Genomic DNA, 17,439 nt, shown 5'->3' on the forward strand with positions numbered 1-17,439 from the left:
TTAGTAGTATAGGTTATTCATAATTCATTCTAGAATAAATAATTAATAGCATAATTATTTAATCCATCTAAAAAAAGTATTATGAAAACACTTAAAAAAATTACCGTATTATTCATGTTATCCTTAGCACTAATGTCTTGTGACGATGTTATAAATGAAATACAAGAAAAGGACTGTGGTATTTTCATTGAAAACTTAGAAGAAGAATATCAAGAAAATATTAATACCATAAGAAATAATACTGAATTGACTGAAGAAGAAATTTCAGATCAGCTTATTGCATTACAAGATCGCTACGAAGAGGCACGAGAAGAATTGCTTCGTAGTTGCGAGGAAGATTTAATATAATTCATACCTTCTTAATACATAAGAAACACCACCGTTATTACTACAAATAGTAATAGCGGTTTTCTTTTTTTGTAGGGGCACACAAATTTTATTAAATAAATAATTATATGGTTTATCTTTGCCCACTTAAATTAAATAAATTACATGATTTCAATAGACGGACTTGCAGTAGAATTTGGAGGAACAACATTATTTAGTGATGTGTCTTTTTCCATAAATGAAAATGATAAAATAGCCCTTATGGGGAAAAATGGTGCTGGAAAATCAACCTTATTAAAAATTGTTGCCGGAGCTAGTAAACCAAGTCGCGGAAATGTGTCATCACCTAAAGGATATGTTATTTCCTATTTACCACAACATCTTTTAACCGAAGACAATTGTACGGTTATGGAAGAAGCTTCAAAAGCTTTTGGCTCTATTTTTAAAATGAAAGCTGAAATTGATGCCATAAATGAAGAGTTAACGGTGAGAACCGATTACGAAAGCGATGCCTACATGAAACTAATTGAAAAGGTATCAGAACTAAGTGAAAAATACTATTCTATTGAAGAAATAAATTACGAAGCCGAAGTTGAAAAAATATTGATGGGATTGGGCTTTGTACGTTCAGATTTTAGTAGACCAACCTCTGAGTTTAGTGGTGGTTGGCGCATGCGTATAGAATTGGCTAAAATCCTACTTCAAAAACCAGATTTAATTCTGTTAGACGAGCCAACAAACCACATGGATATTGAAAGTATACAGTGGTTAGAAGAGTTTTTAATCAATCAAGCCAAAGCGGTAGTTGTAATTTCTCACGACCGAGCATTTGTCGATAATATTACTACACGTACCATAGAAGTTACTATGGGACGTATTTACGATTATAAAGCAAAGTATTCGCACTATTTAGAGTTACGAAAAGATCGCCGGGCGCATCAGCAAAAAGCATACGACGAGCAACAAAAAATGATTGCCGATAATCAAGAATTTATAGACCGTTTTAAAGGCACATATTCTAAGACGCTACAAGTGCAATCGCGTGTAAAAATGCTTGAAAAATTAGTGCCTATAGAAGTCGATGAAGTCGATACGGCTGCTTTAAAATTAAAATTTCCACCATCACCAAGATCCGGTCAATACCCAGTTATTGTAAACGAACTTACAAAAACCTATGGCGATCATGTAGTGTTTAACAAGGCTAATTTAGTGATTGAGCGTGGACAGAAAGTTGCTTTTGTAGGAAAGAATGGAGAAGGTAAATCTACCATGGTAAAGGCCATTATGAACGAAATTGATTTTGAAGGTAGCATGGAACTAGGGCACAATGCCCAAATAGGGTATTTTGCTCAAAATCAGGCATCTTTATTAGATGGCGAGTTAACCATTTTTGAAACCATAGATCGCATTGCGGTGGGCGATGTTAGAAATAAAATAAAAGACATGCTTGGTGCCTTTATGTTTGGGGGCGATACTTCCACTAAAAAAGTAAAAGTACTTTCTGGAGGTGAAAAAACCAGATTGGCCATGATAAAATTATTATTAGAACCCGTAAATGTGTTGATTCTAGATGAGCCTACCAACCATTTAGATATGAAAACGAAAGACATCATTAAAGATGCTTTAAAAGATTTCGATGGTACCTTAATTTTGGTCTCTCATGATAGAGATTTCTTAGATGGTTTAGCTACAAAAGTGTTCGAATTTGGAAATAAACGTGTAAAAGAACATTTTGAAGACATCAACGGTTTCTTAAAACATAAGAAAATGGAAAATATGCGAGATTTAGAAAGTGCTAAATCTTAGTTGTCATTTTTTATTTTGAAAGCTGAAAATATTGAATTTCCTGTTAGTCTAAAGCATGTTTTGCTTCCATAGCTATTCCGTTTACATAGTTGGTGATCATTTGCAATTCAGTAGCAAATTCAGAACCCTTAAAGTTGGTGATATCTTGGTAAGAAATATTCGAATTATAAAAGGATAAATATGTAGAAGCCAAGGGTAGGTAAGACCAGTGCCATTTTTCTTCTAGATATCCTGTTCTTCCATGTTCTTTGGAGGTATAAACTTGGTAAAATCCAAAAGTATGGGCATGTTCTTGTAACCAGTTATATTCTTTTAGGCCTTGCCCAGATTCAAAATAGCTATTTGTTAAATGGTTTAAATCTATATCTGTTCCCCAATGGTGTCTAGAAGTGGAGGGCATAGAACTATACTGAAGGATTTTTTTAGCACGCTCTATAGGAGATAACTCTTGGTATCGTTTCCATTTACGATCCCAAATGGCTTTTTGTTCATTAAAATTTCGCGTTCCCGAAACTATTTTAAAATGTATGCCGTCTGCTTTTGCGGCCTCATTCATTTTAAAAACGAGGCATAAACCTCCTGTTGTAAGTATAGGGTTTTGTTAGAGAGTAAAGGGTCTACTTTTACAAAACAAGAATCTGTTTTATAATTGAATTTACCCAAAATAAAATCTTTTGTTATGGTTTTAGTCCTGTAAGAACAAGAATCCTGAACCGCTGATAAGGGGCCGAAATCTGGTTTAAACATGGTAGAAGTTTTGGTAGGTCCTTCGCTAATACATAATACCGTGAGTATGGTTGAAAGTAATCTTAAAAACATAAAAGTTGAACTGCTAAAATCGTAATATCAAAGAAACGTAATTTAGCGTATAATCTTTTGCTTAGCAGAAGATTTATTGGTTCTCGTAAAAATATAATCTGTTTTTTAGGGCTCTTAACTCGTTTTGTAAGCGATCTACTTTTTGCAATAAGTTAAATGCAACATCTATGCCTTCAATATTAACATGTAATTCGTTATGTAAGCGAATTATTTTTTCTAAATCGGTTAATTTGTCCTGATGTAGAAATTGATCGTTTTCAATGGTTGTTATTTCAATTAAACCAATACCGTGTAGTTCATCTAAAAAAGTAGGTTCTATTTGGTATTCAACACAAATGGTTTTTACGAGTATATATTGATTTGTTGCCATGTTATCTTAGTTTTTTTAATTCTGAAAACAACTCTTTTTCTTTATCACTTAGGTTTTTTGGCATGCTAATTTGGTAAGTAATTATAAAGTCGCCAAATTCACCTTTCTTTTTATAAACCGGGAATCCTTTACCTTTTAATTTCACTTTGGTTCCGTTCTGAGTTTCTGGGGCTACTTTTAATTTCACTTTTCCCGAAAAGGTGTCTACCATAATATCGCCTCCTAAAATGGCTGTATACAAATCGACTTCAACATCGGTATGCAGGTTATTTCCATAGCGCTTAAATTTAGTATTATTAACAATATTAAATTTAATATAAAGATCTCCGTTCGGGCCACCATTAACACCAGGGTCACCTTTACCCGGAATTTTTAATACTTGTTCGTTTTCTATTCCAGCCGGGATGGTAAGTCTAATTTTCTTGCCATTAACAGTTAAAACCTGGGTCTCGTCTGTATAAACATCGGTAAGATTTAGTTGTAATTCGGCATTGAAATCTTGTCCCTTAAAGTGCATGTTTCCATGACCTTGGCGTGAGCCTGCACTGTGTTGTCCACCAAACATAGATTCAAAGAAATCTGAAAAACCATCGTCGGAATGGCTTCCGCCACCACCAAAACCGTGACTGTATTGTTGGCGTGAACCTTGTTGTTTTTGTGCCCGTTCTATATCATCTGCATGTTTCCAATCTTTACCGTGTTTATCGTATTTTTTACGATTTTCAGGATTTGATAAGACCTCATTGGCTTCATTGATGTCTTTAAACTTTTTTTCAGCTTCTTTATCATTCGGATTTAAATCTGGATGATATTTTCTCGCCAATTTTCTATAGGCTTTTTTTATATCAGCTTCACTAGCTGTTTTATCAATTCCTAATATCTTGTAATAGTCAATAAAATTCATAAATAAGACCTGGTATTACATCATTAATGGGTACTAAAGTCCTATAAATATCCGAAAATATTATAAAATCACAAAACCTTATTCTTCTTGAAATTGTAAATGTTCAGAGAAAAAGGGCAGGGTCTTAGTGGCAATACGTTCGCCTATTTTATTGGTATGGTCTCCCTTATAACTTTCGTACGTATGGTTTACGTTGTTTTTAGTTAAGATGTTATGAAACTCTAAGGTGGTTTTACTAATAGCGACATCTTCTGTACCAGCATCTATAGCAATAGCCTTAAGTTTTTTAAATTAGATAGGTACGGATTTACCATATGTAATATTTGATTTTCTGAGAATTTCTGAAGGATTTCTGGCCTAAGTATTCCGTCCTTATAAGGTAAATCGATGTACAGCGGTGCATTTTTTGGGTTAGAAGCCCAAGCTGCCGAAAAGGCTAAATTTATACTTTCAACAAAATCTAAATCGGCAATATTAAATTTGTACTTAACAGCTTCCATATTTTTTATTTGTGCGGCATTTGGAATAAAACTATCGTCCATGCAACAGGCACTTAATACGTAAATCGACGAAAACACATCTGGATATTTCATAGCTAATCTCAGGGTACCATAGCCACCCATAGAATGCCCTGCTAATCCTCGACTTTTAGCATTTGGGATGGTGCGGAAACGGTTATCAATAAAATCGACTAATTCTTTGGTAATAAATGTTTCCCAATCGCCATTCGTTTTAGAGCTGCTATAAAAACTACCTTTATATGTGGTGTAAGCATTTGGCATAACAACAATAAACTCTTTACTCGTACCGTTTGCAATACTCGTATTTAAAATATCGTACATATTAATCCAATGCCGTTCTCTTCCAAACCATTTATTATCGGTATCTGTAAACCCATGAAGCAAGTAAAGCACAGGGTAAGTTTTGTCTCTATTGGTTTGATAAGATGGTGGTAAATATATAGTAACATCTCGATTAGACGGATCGTTAATTAAATTCCCATTTAAGGCTTCACTCTGTATTTTTAAACGCTGTCTAAAGCCCTGTGCCTGCGATATGCCTATACAGAAAAGCGCAATGCAGAGGGGTAATAGAAAGGATTTAAAATTCATTTTAAACGGTTTAGGCATTTGGTTTAGGGGTATGAAAACATAGTTGAAGCATGTTGAACAATTCAGGATGCTTTTTTTGCATGAGTTTCGGATTTTCAAAGAAATATTCTGAGGCGACTGCAAAAAACTCTGCTTGATTTGTGCCTCCATAACTTCTAATATCCGATTTATGGTGGTGAATGGCTTCCATTTCCTTATGAATCATTTTTAACCACGGAATGGTGTAGGCATGTTTCATAATATATTCTGGAACTCCGTCGGTATCGCCATCCATCTTATCAATTAAATGTACAAATTCATGTATGGCCGTATTACTTTTATCGTTAGAGTTGGCAAACCCATGATATAATGCTTTTTTAGAAAGAATCATTTGTTTTTCTAATCGACCAGTCCCAACCATCCCAGCTATAATACGGTTTTTGTTAGTTTTATCGAAATCAAAATCATCATTAAAATTATCCGGGTATAAAAGCACGCCACTTAAGGTATTGTAATGCCATTCTGGAAATCCGAAAACTGGAATTACGGCACTCGCTGCAATTAACATTCTGTCTAAATCTTGTAATTCTAGTTGAACACCTTCAATGGTAACTTCACTTAAAAATAGCATCATCCGCTTTTGAAATTCTTTCTGTTTTTCTGAAGACAATTCACGATAAAAATGAACATGCTCTAATAATTGATTGTGCCATTGTTTTGGAAAAGATTCAGATTTTTTCGGCTTTAATTTAGACAAGGCGAAAATGATAAATCCAACTAAAATAATAAATGCGATAATAGTAAAAGTCATAAGTAAACGTCAGGTTTTTAAGATAGGACAAGATAGTATAAATTTCAAAACTTAGTATGCCAGGAAGGATGAAATAGAAAGTAGTTTTTTAAGGTTTTGTTAACATTTAACCCAAGGTGTTCTATGTAATTTTACAAGAAACTAAAAACAATTTATATATGAAACATCTTATGTCTGCAATTTTTGCATTTGTTGTCACCATCGGACTTCAAGCACAAGTTAAAACGCCTCAACCAAGCCCAAGTAGTAAATTAGAGCAAACCGTGGGGTTAACTAATGTTACTTTAGAATATTCTAGACCAAGTATGCGCGGTCGTGAAGTTTTTGGAAACCTTGTACCTTATGGTAAAACATGGAGAACAGGAGCAAATGCCAATACAAAAATCACTTTTTCTGATGCAGTCGTTATTGATGGCAAAACATTAAAAGCAGGAAGCTATGCTATTTATACAGTGCCAAACAAAACGTCTTGGGATGTGATTTTTTATTCGAAATCTGATAATTCAGGATTACCTAAAGAATGGGATGACAGCCAAGTAGCTTTAAAAACCAAAGCGCAAGTTTACCCAATGCCTGTAGATATTGAAACATTTACCATGACATTTGATGACCTAACAAACGATTCTGCTGTAATAGGAATGTTATGGGGAAAAGTTTATGCAGGTGTAAAGTTTGAAGTGCCTACTGAAGCGATGGTAATGAAAAACATTGATGCTACAATGAAAGGCGCACCAACAGCGAACGATTATTATGCTTCTGCTGTGTATTACTTAGAGTCTGGAAAAGATATTAATAAAGCGAAAACTTGGATTGATAAGTCAATTTCAATGTCTGATAAACCTGCATTTTGGCAACTGCGTAAGCAATCTTTAATTCATGCTAAGGCTGGAGATAAAAAGGGAGCAATAGACGCTGCTAAAAAATCTTTAGAAGGTGCAAAAGCTGCAGGGAATGCAGATTATGTAAAAATGAATACCGATTCTTTAAAAGAATGGGGAGCCCTTTAAATCGAACAAAGTGTTAATTATAAGCCGCTGTTAATGTGAATTGATGGCGGTTTTTTTGTTTTTTAATTTTAGTATTCTAATTGAATAAGCGCTCGTACCTTATCTAGAATATGAATAAGTTTTAAACTAAAATCGTAAGTCATAACATCACTTTCTGTTTTACCTTCTCGTAATAATTGATTAAAGTGAAGAATTTCAAAATTATACCCAATGGTGGCTCCTGTAAAATCTATAGTTTCTGAATTACCTTGTTGAGAAATCGTAATGCTTGTCGGGGTATGAAATTGAGTGTTTAAAGTAATCGTACCGTGTTCGCAAGTAAAAACACAAGTTGTTGGTGTGTCTTTTAGTAACGTACTTTTTAAAATGGCTTCTGCTCCAGATTGATATTTAAAAACCATATCGCAGGATGAATCTGCTCCGTTTTCAAAAGTTGTACATTGTGCTTCTATATGGTCTGGTTCTCCTAAAGTTGATAGTGTGGCAAAAATAGGGTAGATGCCTATATCTAATAAGCTACCGCCGCCAACTTTTTTGTCGAATAACCTAGACGCTTCATTAAAAGGTCTTGTAAACCCAAAATCGGCTTCAACTTTTAATAGTTTTCCGTAGGTTTCTTCTTTTAAGGCCTTTAAGGTAAACCGATAATGCGGTAAGAAATAGGTCCAAAGCGCCTCCATTAAAAGGACATTTTTGCTTTTAGCTACAATAATCATCTCTTTAACCTCTTCGGTATTCATAGCGAATGGTTTTTCGCATAAAACTGCTTTTCCATGATGTAAACAAAGTAAGGTATGGGCTTTATGAAAACTATGTGGTGTGGCAATATAAACGGCATCTACATTGGGGTCTTGAGCTAAAGCTTCATAATTATCATATACTTGAAGAGGATTATAGGTGTTACCAAAGGCTTTGGCGTTTTCTAAAGACCTAGAAGCCACGGCTTGTAATTGTGCGTCTTCGATGGTTAATAAATCTTTAGCAAATTTATTAGCAATTTTACCAAGACCAATAATACCCCATCTTATGGTTTTATGTGGTTGTGATGTCATTTGATTGTGGTTTAAAAAGTTGGCCGAAAAATGAAAATATAAGCGCTAAGGTTATCACTAAAGTGCATCCAAAAAGGTTGAGCCATAAGTACGGCATCCAATCTACAGACCAACCATAAATTACAATGGCTTGTGTAATTATGGCTGCAATAAACACAGGATTTGCTTTAACATGTTTAAAGAAAAAAGCGAGTAAGAAAATCCCCAATACGTTACCATAAAAAATAGAACCAATAATATTTACAAGCTGAATTAAATTGTCGAATAAAGAGGCAAAACACGCAATGCAAATGGCTAATATTCCCCAGCCCAGTGTAAACCATTTTGTAGCTTTTACATAATGCATATCGTCGCGGTCTGGAGCTAAACTTCGTTTGTAAATGTCAATACTTGTGGTTGAAGCTAAAGCGTTTAATTCGCTAGCGGTGCTAGACATGGCCGCACTTAGTATAACAGCCAATAAAAGACCAATTAAGCCACGTGGCAAATTGTTTAGAATAAAATGAATAAACACATAGTCTTTATCGTTGGTTTCAATTTTAGTTTGATGTTCATAAGCCGCTTTTTCTAGCACCAATTTTGCCTGATCTCTATTTGATTTTTCAGCAGAGTTTATTTCCGAAATTTCGCGCTTTAAATTATCTGTTGGTGTTGAAATATAAGTGTTTAATAATGCTTTTTTGTTTTCGAAAAGTTGATGTTGGTCGGTTTCTAAACTTTTAAATTCATCTGAATATGACGATGCTGCCACCACCTCCTGTGCGTGTGGATTAAAATGAATTGGCGATTCGTTAAACTGATAAAACACGAAGACCATAACCCCAACAAGTAGAATAAAAAACTGCATAGGAACTTTTAAAATCCCATTAAAAATTAATCCTAATTGCATTTCGCGTAGCGATTTACCAGATAAATAACGTTGCACCTGACTTTGGTCTGTGCCAAAATAAGAAAGCATTAAAAAGGTTCCGCCTATTATTCCACTCCAGAAGGTGTATCTGTTTTCAAAATCGAAAGAGAAATCTAGGATGTTCATTTTGTTATTTACAGCGGCAATTTCTAAAGCATTACTAAAGTTTATATTTTCTGGGAGATAACTTAAAATTAAAAAGAAAGCAATAAACATTCCTGTGAAAATAACGGCCATCTGGTGTTTTTGAGTAACACTCACCGCTTTAGTACCTCCGGAAACCGTATAAATAATAACCAGTACACCAATAATAATATTTAACTGATTTAACGACCAACCTAAAACTGCAGAGAGAATAATAGCAGGGGCATAAATGGTAATTCCGGCAGCTAAACCACGTTGCACTAAAAACAGTCCGGCTGTTAAACTTCTGGTTTTTAAGTCGAATCGATTTTCTAAAAACTCGTATGCGGTATATACTTTTAACCTATGATATAAGGGGATAAACACCATACAAATAATAATCATGGCAATTGGCAAACCGAAATAAAATTGCACAAAGCCCATCCCATCGTTAAAGGCTTGTCCGGGAGTCGATAAAAATGTTATTGCACTCGCTTGAGTAGCCATTACCGATAACCCAATAGTCCACCATTGCGCCTGATTTCCACCACGAATATAGTCTTGAACGTTTTGGCTACCTCGGGTTTTCCAGGTTCCGTATGCAACGATCGTAAATAATGTGCCTATTAATATAATCCAGTCTAAAGTCTCCATATTAAAAGGTTTTCATAATTAAATAAAACAAAATAATGTAAACAGCATTGGCAATTAAAACCCAAGTGTATGAGCGTTTCCATCGTTGTTTTATGGGCTTTTCCTCCGGCATATTAATCGTTTAATTTAGTGGTGTTATTAATATCTTTTTTTCCTATAGATAGCATGTTTGCAAATAGGCGATAAGCTCCAGAAACTCCAGCAGGAAACTCTCTAAAGAAACTTAATCCCGTATATATATAATGTCCTTTCCCGTATTTGGCAACTAATAAGCTTCCATCTTTTTCAGATTCATTCTTGTCGTGCATGCCTAAAACAGGTGTAAACTCTTTTCCCCAAACATTCGGGAAATATAAACCGCGTTCTTGTGTCCAACCTTCAAAATCTTTTTGAGTGATTTTATTCGGAACATTTAATAACTCGTTTGAAGGATCTAAAAAGGTGACTTTCGCATTTTCATCGGTAACACGATCTCTAGAAAGTTCTAATTTATAAGGTGCCAAGGTGTCTACTTTTAACCCGCGACTTGTGTTATACTGTACAATTAAATTTCCTCCTTGAGCAACAAAATCGAATAAAACATCTTGTTTGTATGCTAAATCTTCAACCGTGTTATAGGCTCTTATACCTACAACAATGGCATCAAAATGACTTAAGTTGGAAGCCGTAATATCTTCAGGGTCTATAATAGCCACGTTGTAGCCAATTTGTCTTAAACTTTCTGGAACAACATCGCCAGCACCTTGAATATAGCCAATATTTTCTCCTTTTTTAATGATGTCTAATCGAACAAATTTACTTGGGCTAGGCATCACTACGGTTTGAAATGGAATATGGTCGTAATCAATTTCGATTAAAGCTTTATTATAGGCCATGCCATTTACTGTAACGGTAGAAGTAATTTTAACTTCGCTTTCGTTTTTTGGTGGCGTTACTGTAAATAAAACAGTTTTTGTTTCTCCGCGATGCGCAATAGAAACCGGTATTGTTTTCGGAGAAATAGTCCAACCTTGGGGTGTGTTTAAGCTTACCGTACCTTCAACAAGATCGCGTCCTGCTTTTACAATTACGGCAACTTGTTTAGGAGTGCTGGTGTTAAAAATAAGAACAGGCTCGGAGAGTTGAGATGCAACTTCGGGAACAATTTCGAAAGGCTTATACACTTCACCTTTTACAGGGTCGTTGGTTTTATAAATAATGGCTTTTGTAAACGGAATGGATACATTTTCTATAATTAGGTTGAATGTCATGTTTTGACTTCGTGGTGTTTCTGGTTTCCCGATTAGCGACTTGTCTTCAGCCTTATACATGCCTAAACTTCCTGGCTCTGTTAACCAATATGGCGTTGTTATATCTTGTTTAGCATTAACGGTATAATGCTCGTTAAAATTAAATTTAATATTATTTTTTAAAGTTATATTTTTTGCAATAGAAATTTGACTTGGATTAACAATACTCTGTAACGTTATTGGCGTAGCACTTCTGTTTATAACTTCAATATTTAAATCGACATTCTCGTTTGCAGTCGCCCAATTATGGGATGCAGCAGCCTCTAAATACAAACCTGCACAAGCGGCGATTACATTTTTTATGTCTTCGGATTTTATAGGTTTCCAATGATTCTCATCTAAGTTTTGAATGAGCGTATAAGCTTTAACCAATTTAGGGATACTAGCTGATGGATTTTTAAAATCGTATTCTTTCTCTATTTGTGTAAGTAAGTCACCAATGGCTTTTCCGCCTTTTACACGATTCCAACTAGTATCGATTCCTTCAAAAATATTTGAAGGGTCGTTAGGCATATCACCTTTAAGTAACTCTATATATTCAATTTCAGAACCACGAGTTCCTGTGTTTCCAAAACCTTGAGATTTATGCTGACTTCTGCTTAAAGAAGAGATTTCTGTGTTCGATAATCCGCTTGACGGAAAATAAACTCCCGTATCTATAGATAGTAGGTTGGTTTTGTCGGCTGCCTCAAATTTTTCTTTAGAGCCATAAAACCACCAAGAGGCGTTGAAAAATAAGCGTTTTGGTTGCCAGGTTGAGGTTGTTTTTAATTGCTCTGGATATTTTGAAGCATCGTTAGTTAGGCTAAACGCTTCGACACTTAACATGGCAGAACTTGTATGATGGCCATGTGTTGTTCCCGGCGATCTGTGGTCGAATCGGTTTATAATAACATCGGGTTGAAATTTTCTTATGGCTAAAACCACATCTTTTAAAACTTCGTCTTTATTCCAAATAGTTAAAGTTTCATCTGGGTGTTTAGAATATCCGAAATCGTTAGCTCGGGTAAAAAACTGTTCTCCGCCATCAATGCGTCTTGCTGCCAATAATTCTTCGGTGCGAATAACTCCTAAAAGTTCTCTAATTTCCGGACCAATTAAATTTTGTCCGCCATCTCCACGAGTTAACGATAGGTAGGCGGTTCTAGCTTTTACGTTGTTTGCCATATACGAAATTAGCTTGGTGTTTTCGTCGTCTGGATGAGCTGCTAAATATAAAACGGAACCTAAAAAGTTTAGTTTTTTTATAGATTCGTGAATCTCGGAAGCACTAGGTTTTTTAGGGCTTTGCGCAAGACAGGCAGGTAATACTAGTAAAATAATTAAAAGTGTAAGAACTTGTTTTTTCATTACTATCAATTTGATTTTTGGCATGAGCTTCAAATATAAAAAGTAGGCTCGGCTTTTAGGGTGTTTTAAGGTTTCTTTAACTTTAGTATAATAGTATAGACGTTATCTAATCAAAATAATTTCAAAATAAAAAAAGAGAATAAAAACTTAAGCGTTTGTAACTATACCCCACAAGGAAATATGTTATTCATTTTTTACCCTAATGAAAAATCGAATAAAGCCTTCAGTTATACACAGAACAGGAAAAATGTACGAAGACCACCCTTTGTCAAATTTGATAGCTCTACATCTAGATTTTAGGAACTCGCTATAAAGTATTGCTTTTTATTTATAAGTTTCTGAAAAAAGATCTCATTTTACAAGAGATCTTACAACCACTTTTTACGTTTAAAATAGATAATCATAATAATAAACATAACGGCCATTACACCAAGTAGAATAGGATAACTATGTTTATAATGTAACTCTGGCATTTTGTCGAAATTCATTCCGTAAATACCTGCAATGAAGGTAAGCGGAATAAAAATAGTTGATATAATGGTTAGTACTTTCATGACTTCGTTCATTTTATTGCTGATACTCGTCATGTACATATCCATAAGGCCCCATACCATTTCACGGTAAATTTCTGTGTTTTCATTAATTTGAACGGTATGGTCGTAAACATCTTGAAAGAAGGGGAGTGTTTTTTCGTTTATTAGGCTATGTTCACTTTTTTCTATGCGATTTATAATATCGCGTAGCGGAAAAATAGCACGTCGAATACGTAATATTTCACGTTTTAAATCTTGAATTTGGGTGGTTACATGATCTTTAGCCAAACCGTTAAAAAGATCGTCTTCTAAATCTTCAATTTTTTCGCCTATAGCCTCGATAACCACATAATAATGATCGACTACATTATCAATTAAAGCATACAAAAGATAGTCAGATCCTAGGGTTCTAATTCTTCCTTTACCTTGGCGAATGCGTTCTCTTAAATCATCAAAAACATCGCCTTCGGCTTCTTGAAACGAAAGCACATAATTATGTCCGAGAATAAAACTAATTTGTTCTGAGCTTAAACCATCATTAGCATCATAATACAACATTTTCATGTTTACCGAAATATAATGTACAAATTCATCAAATTTAGGACGTTGCGAAATGTTTGCAATATCTTCTAGAATTAATGGATGTATATTATAATGCGCTCCAATTTTTTCAATAGCATCAATATGGTTTAACCCGTTTATGTTAATCCAAGTAACTTCGTTTGTAGTTTCAGACTTATATTTAAAGGCTTCTTCTATGGTTTTTAGCTCCTTTTCATAAATATGTTCGGGGCTGTAATTAAAGCATTCAATATATAGCTTTTGAGATTCTTTTTCACCCGTATAAACAATTGTTCCTGGAGATAATCCTGGTTTCTGTTTCGGTTTTTGCCTTGGTTTTTTTGTGCGTGTTTTTTTTGCCATACTTAAGTGCTTTACGAATTAAAGGGCATCATGGCCATCGTCTATCGCATCTTTCTGAATTAAAGTTACAGCTTTTTGAAGAATTAAATTGTTTGGGTAGGTAACTAAGTTCCCATTATCTAAACGTAAATGTAATTGAAAAGCCCCTATGTCTTCAATTATAGCTTCTATAGGAAAGTCTTTATCGTGAATACTTATTTTATCGCCCACTTTATACGGAAAAGAGAAAAACATAATAACACCAGAAGTGATGTTGCTTAAAATAGACCAAATAGCAAATAAGGCAATCCCGATAACTGCAAAAACAGACGAAAAGACTAGCGCTAAATCTTCAGGTTTTGCACCTAAAATAATAGATAGAAATAACAGGCCTATTAAAAAAATGCTGACCGTAGAGTATCGCTGAATTAAATGAATTCGCGCTTCATTAATACCGCTTTTTCTTCCAATCTTTTTTACTAAAACAATAACGATTTGTCTTATTATAAGAAGGATAATAAGCAAAATGATACTCGAAATAATTTCTTTTAAATGTGCTTCTAAAAACATATCATTAAGATGAATTTATTACCCAAAGATACTTGAAGATATTTACATGACATGCATGATTTGAATAACTTTAATAGGAATTATTTACGCAATAATTTCGTTTAAAATTCTGTAAACAACATCTGTTGGCAAGCCCATAACATTAAAATAGGAGCCTTCAAGTTTGGTTACACCTATAAACCCAATCCACTCTTGTATACCGTATCCGCCAGCTTTGTCGAAGGGTTTGCATGTTTTTATATAGTAGTTAATCTCGTCTTCGGTTAACGCTTTAAAAGTTACTTTAGTTACCGAACTAACTGTTTTTTCGTAATTCGTTGTTGTAAAACATACCGAGGTAATTACTTCGTGTGTGGTATTACTTAAAGATTGAAGCATCTGGAATGCTTCTGCCTCTGTTCTTGGTTTTCCTAATGCTGTTTCGTTATGCCAAACTATGGTATCGCTGGTTATTAAAATGTCTTTAGGTTTTAAGTGTGCTTTAAACGGAAGGGCTTTAAGCTGCGATAAATAATCGCTAATTTCAAAATGACGCAATCGCGGTGGATATATTTCTTCTACAGGTTTTAATTCGATAGAAAAATCTAATCCTAAATTCTTGAAAAATTGTTGTCTTCTAGGAGATCCTGAAGCCAATATAATATTATAATTTTTTAAATTTTGATGTAACATTTTTATGGTGTAAAAACATATAAAAGTAATGATAAAACGCCTGTTAACATAACAAATTTAATTACAGAACTAATTTTGCGAAACTCTTTTTTTGTTTTAGCACTAAATAATTCAATGCTTATATAAATAAGTGGGCCAATAATTAAAAAAGTAAAATAGCCTACCTCTAAAGGGTTTTTGTACAAATATGTTATTACATAATACAGTAAAATGAAGGTCGGGATAAAAGACAATATTAAAGCGACCTTCGAGGCACGAGCTCTACCAATAAGTATAGGTAGGGTGTGCATTCCAGACTTGTAATCGCCATCTACATCTTCTATATCTTTTACTATTTCCCGGATAAAATTTAGTAAAATAGCCATACCAGCATATGTCAAAACCAGTTTAAAAACTAAGCGTTGATTATCTTGATTTTCGAAAGTTATAACCGGTATTAAATCGAACAATCCTACGATTATTAAACTTAAACCAACTAAAACAGAAATGATCATGTTTCCAACTAATAGCGTCCGTTTTAGGTAGCTAGCATATAAATAAAGTAAAACGGAGATTATAACGAATAGTGCGAAAAATCCACTTTTACCTATAGCATTCGAGAGGTAAAAACCTAGGGCCACGCCAATAACATTAAAACCAATAAATAAGTTGTAAGCTGTTTTTTCGGATATGAATTTGCCTACAATTACCCGATTGGGTTTATTAATGGTATCGGTATCAACGTCGTAAATGTCGTTTATAATATTTCCGGCAGCGGCCAAACATAAGGTCGCTATAACAAGGATACTAAATTGCCAATCATTTAAAGCCGTATCGACATAAAACGCTGGGAATAAAGCGTATTTTATTAATGTTTGAACAAGTATAATTAGCAATAAATTTTTCCAACGTATGAGGTTTAAAAGCCACATGTTAATCGTATTGAGCGTCAAAATTACCACGCCATTTACCTTGCACTTTTAAAACTTGCTCAATAACATCTCTTACAGCGCCTTTACCACCATTTTTATGAGACACATATTTTGAGATGTTTTTTATTTCTGGAACAGCATCCTGCGGGCAGGTAGGTAAACCAACAATGAGCATAACGGGATAATCTGGAATGTCATCGCCCATATATAGAATGTTTTCGGTTTTAATATCGTGTTTTTCTATAAACTCGTCTAGTTTATCAATTTTATTGTGGGCTCCTAAAAAGATATCGGTAACACCTAACCCTTCTAAGCGTTTGCGTACCCCTTCATTGGATCCGCCAGAGATAATGCACATTTTAAAGCCTTCGTCTATAGCCGTTTTAATAGCGTAACCATCTTTAACATTCATTACTCTTAGCATTTCGCCCGATGTAGTTACCGTAACGTTACCGTCTGTTAAAACACCATCCACATCAAAAATAAAAGTTGTAATATGTCCTAAGTATTCTTTATAGCTTTTTTCTTCCATGTGTTTCTGTTATTGAATCCGTTAATAGTTGGTATATCGCTTTTTGTTGCGGGTTTTGTATAAGTTTTAAATGCTTGGTAACTGTAGTTTTGTCGCCTCGAACAGCCGGTCCGGTTTGAGCACGATAGGGTGATAAGTTTTGTATTTTTTTAGCTGTTTCTAAAATAAGTGGCTTTAATACATCGAATTCTATCTGGTTGGCTTCGCAAATTTCATGAGAAATTCTATACATCTGATTTGTAAAATTGTTTGCAAAAACAGCAGCCACATGTAAATAGCGTCGTTGTTCTGTAGATACTTTATAAGCCTTGCAGCCAATTGCTTTAGCCAGTCCTTTAAGCGTTTTAAAATCGTCTTTTAATAGGGCTTCTAAACATAATGGAACCTTTGTAAAATCCATTTCAGAATCTTTAGAAAATGATTGTAACGGATAAAAAACACCACGTCTATGTTTACTGTCTAATTCGTAAAGGCTTGCTGTGCCAGAGGTGTGCACTACAAACCGATCTTGAAAAGGTAAAGCTTCAGAAATTGTAGATATGGCATCGTCGCTTACTGCAATAATATAAAGATCGGCCGCTTTTAATTCTGAAAGGCTATCGGTAATCTGAACTTCATTTTGATAAGACGATATTTTATTAATATGCCTATTGTACCATTGTGTTACAGAAATTTTGTCGGAATTCTGAAACACTTTAAATAAATGTGTGGCAACATTTCCTGCGCCAAGTAATACAATTGAAATCATCTTGCTAAAATACAGTTTTTAAAAATATATTTTAAGGCTGTGAAAAGATTTTAAGTA

General features: G+C 34.3%; 18 protein-coding genes. 3 read left to right on the forward strand and 15 right to left on the reverse strand.

The features are described 5' to 3' along the window. The first annotated feature begins 81 nt into the window (after nucleotides 1–81). Together A9D35_RS17690 and A9D35_RS17695 are read left to right on the forward strand one after the other, a co-directional pair. The gene (locus A9D35_RS17690; protein ID WP_066225460.1) at nucleotides 82–348 is read left to right on the forward strand and encodes a hypothetical protein; all 267 of its coding nucleotides are present in this window, start codon (nucleotides 82–84) and stop codon (nucleotides 346–348) included. Nucleotides 349–492: 144 nt separating this feature from the next. After that, the gene (locus A9D35_RS17695) at nucleotides 493–2,133 is read left to right on the forward strand and encodes an ABC-F family ATP-binding cassette domain-containing protein (protein WP_066225462.1); all 1,641 of its coding nucleotides are present in this window, start codon (nucleotides 493–495) and stop codon (nucleotides 2,131–2,133) included. A gap of 43 nt (nucleotides 2,134–2,176) precedes the next feature. Here A9D35_RS17695 and A9D35_RS17700 read toward each other — a convergent pair whose 3' ends face one another. The 6 genes from A9D35_RS17700 to A9D35_RS17725 form a co-directional block, all read right to left on the reverse strand. Continuing rightward, nucleotides 2,177–2,689 carry a M15 family metallopeptidase gene (locus A9D35_RS17700; RefSeq protein ID WP_066225464.1) on the reverse strand — a complete coding sequence of 171 codons (513 nt, stop codon included), beginning with the start codon at nucleotides 2,687–2,689 and terminating at the stop codon, nucleotides 2,177–2,179. After that, nucleotides 2,686–2,952 carry a hypothetical protein gene (locus A9D35_RS19330; RefSeq protein ID WP_066225467.1) on the reverse strand — a complete coding sequence of 89 codons (267 nt, stop codon included), beginning with the start codon at nucleotides 2,950–2,952 and terminating at the stop codon, nucleotides 2,686–2,688. Before A9D35_RS19330 ends, A9D35_RS17700 begins: the two co-directional genes overlap by 4 nt. Nucleotides 2,953–3,025: 73 nt before the next feature. Then, nucleotides 3,026–3,322, reverse strand: coding sequence for a chaperone modulator CbpM (locus A9D35_RS17710; protein ID WP_066225469.1), 297 nt, complete (start codon nucleotides 3,320–3,322; stop codon nucleotides 3,026–3,028). Between the two features lies 1 nt (nucleotide 3,323). Next, nucleotides 3,324–4,226, reverse strand: coding sequence for a DnaJ C-terminal domain-containing protein (locus A9D35_RS17715; RefSeq protein WP_066225471.1), 903 nt, complete (start codon nucleotides 4,224–4,226; stop codon nucleotides 3,324–3,326). 263 nt (nucleotides 4,227–4,489) lie between these two features. Continuing rightward, a complete protein-coding gene (locus tag A9D35_RS17720; protein ID WP_159427077.1) occupies nucleotides 4,490–5,338 on the reverse strand; it encodes an alpha/beta hydrolase in 849 nt (282 codons plus the stop codon). Nucleotides 5,339–5,348: 10 nt separating this feature from the next. Further along, the gene (locus A9D35_RS17725) at nucleotides 5,349–6,128 is read right to left on the reverse strand and encodes a M90 family metallopeptidase (protein WP_066225474.1); all 780 of its coding nucleotides are present in this window, start codon (nucleotides 6,126–6,128) and stop codon (nucleotides 5,349–5,351) included. A 158-nt stretch (nucleotides 6,129–6,286) separates the two neighbouring features. Between A9D35_RS17725 and A9D35_RS17730 the strand changes: the two genes are divergently transcribed. After that, complete coding sequence (locus A9D35_RS17730; protein WP_066225475.1) at nucleotides 6,287–7,135, forward strand: DUF2911 domain-containing protein; 849 nt, start codon at nucleotides 6,287–6,289, stop codon at nucleotides 7,133–7,135. 68 nt (nucleotides 7,136–7,203) lie between these two features. Here the strand turns inward: A9D35_RS17730 and A9D35_RS17735 are convergent, their stop codons facing one another. The 9 genes from A9D35_RS17735 to A9D35_RS17775 all read right to left on the reverse strand — a co-directional run bounded on the left by A9D35_RS17735 (nucleotide 7,204) and on the right by A9D35_RS17775 (nucleotide 17,382). Beyond that, on the reverse strand, nucleotides 7,204–8,187 hold the full coding sequence (locus tag A9D35_RS17735; RefSeq protein ID WP_066225477.1) for a Gfo/Idh/MocA family protein: 984 nt from the start codon (nucleotides 8,185–8,187) through the stop codon (nucleotides 7,204–7,206). After that, the gene (locus A9D35_RS17740; protein ID WP_066225479.1) at nucleotides 8,168–9,874 is read right to left on the reverse strand and encodes a sodium:solute symporter family protein; all 1,707 of its coding nucleotides are present in this window, start codon (nucleotides 9,872–9,874) and stop codon (nucleotides 8,168–8,170) included. Before A9D35_RS17740 ends, A9D35_RS17735 begins: the two co-directional genes overlap by 20 nt. Before the next feature lie 113 nt (nucleotides 9,875–9,987). After that, nucleotides 9,988–12,513 (reverse strand): PIG-L family deacetylase, encoded by a 2,526-nt coding sequence (locus A9D35_RS17745; RefSeq protein ID WP_066225481.1) that lies wholly within the window; start codon nucleotides 12,511–12,513, stop codon nucleotides 9,988–9,990. A 368-nt stretch (nucleotides 12,514–12,881) separates the two neighbouring features. Further along, nucleotides 12,882–13,970, reverse strand: coding sequence for a magnesium/cobalt transporter CorA (gene corA, locus A9D35_RS17750; protein ID WP_066225485.1), 1,089 nt, complete (start codon nucleotides 13,968–13,970; stop codon nucleotides 12,882–12,884). Between the two features lie 18 nt (nucleotides 13,971–13,988). Next, nucleotides 13,989–14,519: a mechanosensitive ion channel domain-containing protein gene (locus A9D35_RS17755; RefSeq protein WP_066225486.1), complete on the reverse strand. Its 531-nt coding sequence runs from the start codon at nucleotides 14,517–14,519 to the stop codon at nucleotides 13,989–13,991. Between the two features lie 84 nt (nucleotides 14,520–14,603). Then, a complete protein-coding gene (locus A9D35_RS17760; RefSeq protein WP_066225488.1) occupies nucleotides 14,604–15,191 on the reverse strand; it encodes a Maf-like protein in 588 nt (195 codons plus the stop codon). A 2-nt stretch (nucleotides 15,192–15,193) separates the two neighbouring features. Continuing rightward, the gene (locus A9D35_RS17765; RefSeq protein ID WP_066225490.1) at nucleotides 15,194–16,102 is read right to left on the reverse strand and encodes a geranylgeranylglycerol-phosphate geranylgeranyltransferase; all 909 of its coding nucleotides are present in this window, start codon (nucleotides 16,100–16,102) and stop codon (nucleotides 15,194–15,196) included. A gap of 1 nt (nucleotide 16,103) precedes the next feature. Next, complete coding sequence (locus A9D35_RS17770; RefSeq protein ID WP_066225492.1) at nucleotides 16,104–16,634, reverse strand: KdsC family phosphatase; 531 nt, start codon at nucleotides 16,632–16,634, stop codon at nucleotides 16,104–16,106. Beyond that, nucleotides 16,615–17,382: a Rossmann-like and DUF2520 domain-containing protein gene (locus tag A9D35_RS17775; protein WP_066225494.1), complete on the reverse strand. Its 768-nt coding sequence runs from the start codon at nucleotides 17,380–17,382 to the stop codon at nucleotides 16,615–16,617. The genes A9D35_RS17770 and A9D35_RS17775 overlap by 20 nt, the downstream gene beginning before the upstream one ends. Nucleotides 17,383–17,439 lie beyond the last annotated feature (57 nt).

Origin of the sequence: Formosa haliotis (genome assembly GCF_001685485.1) — a bacterium.
GTDB lineage: Bacteria > Bacteroidota > Bacteroidia > Flavobacteriales > Flavobacteriaceae > Formosa > Formosa haliotis.

Coding starts and splice junctions, on each gene's coding strand:
- A9D35_RS17770 (WP_066225492.1), bottom strand. CDS start 16,634: ATGGAAGAAAAAAGCTATAAAGAATACTTAGGACATATTACAACTTTT.
- A9D35_RS17700 (WP_066225464.1), bottom strand. CDS start 2,689: ATGAATGAGGCCGCAAAAGCAGACGGCATACATTTTAAAATAGTTTCG.
- A9D35_RS17755 (WP_066225486.1), bottom strand. CDS start 14,519: ATGTTTTTAGAAGCACATTTAAAAGAAATTATTTCGAGTATCATTTTG.
- A9D35_RS17735 (WP_066225477.1), bottom strand. CDS start 8,187: ATGACATCACAACCACATAAAACCATAAGATGGGGTATTATTGGTCTT.
- A9D35_RS17730 (WP_066225475.1), top strand. CDS start 6,287: ATGAAACATCTTATGTCTGCAATTTTTGCATTTGTTGTCACCATCGGA.
- A9D35_RS17710 (WP_066225469.1), bottom strand. CDS start 3,322: ATGGCAACAAATCAATATATACTCGTAAAAACCATTTGTGTTGAATAC.
- A9D35_RS17720 (WP_159427077.1), bottom strand. CDS start 5,338: ATGAATTTTAAATCCTTTCTATTACCCCTCTGCATTGCGCTTTTCTGT.
- A9D35_RS19330 (WP_066225467.1), bottom strand. CDS start 2,952: ATGTTTTTAAGATTACTTTCAACCATACTCACGGTATTATGTATTAGC.
- A9D35_RS17695 (WP_066225462.1), top strand. CDS start 493: ATGATTTCAATAGACGGACTTGCAGTAGAATTTGGAGGAACAACATTA.
- corA (WP_066225485.1), bottom strand. CDS start 13,970: ATGGCAAAAAAAACACGCACAAAAAAACCAAGGCAAAAACCGAAACAG.
- A9D35_RS17775 (WP_066225494.1), bottom strand. CDS start 17,382: ATGATTTCAATTGTATTACTTGGCGCAGGAAATGTTGCCACACATTTA.
- A9D35_RS17715 (WP_066225471.1), bottom strand. CDS start 4,226: ATGAATTTTATTGACTATTACAAGATATTAGGAATTGATAAAACAGCT.
- A9D35_RS17765 (WP_066225490.1), bottom strand. CDS start 16,102: ATGTGGCTTTTAAACCTCATACGTTGGAAAAATTTATTGCTAATTATA.
- A9D35_RS17725 (WP_066225474.1), bottom strand. CDS start 6,128: ATGACTTTTACTATTATCGCATTTATTATTTTAGTTGGATTTATCATT.
- A9D35_RS17690 (WP_066225460.1), top strand. CDS start 82: ATGAAAACACTTAAAAAAATTACCGTATTATTCATGTTATCCTTAGCA.
- A9D35_RS17760 (WP_066225488.1), bottom strand. CDS start 15,191: ATGTTACATCAAAATTTAAAAAATTATAATATTATATTGGCTTCAGGA.
- A9D35_RS17740 (WP_066225479.1), bottom strand. CDS start 9,874: ATGGAGACTTTAGACTGGATTATATTAATAGGCACATTATTTACGATC.
- A9D35_RS17745 (WP_066225481.1), bottom strand. CDS start 12,513: ATGAAAAAACAAGTTCTTACACTTTTAATTATTTTACTAGTATTACCT.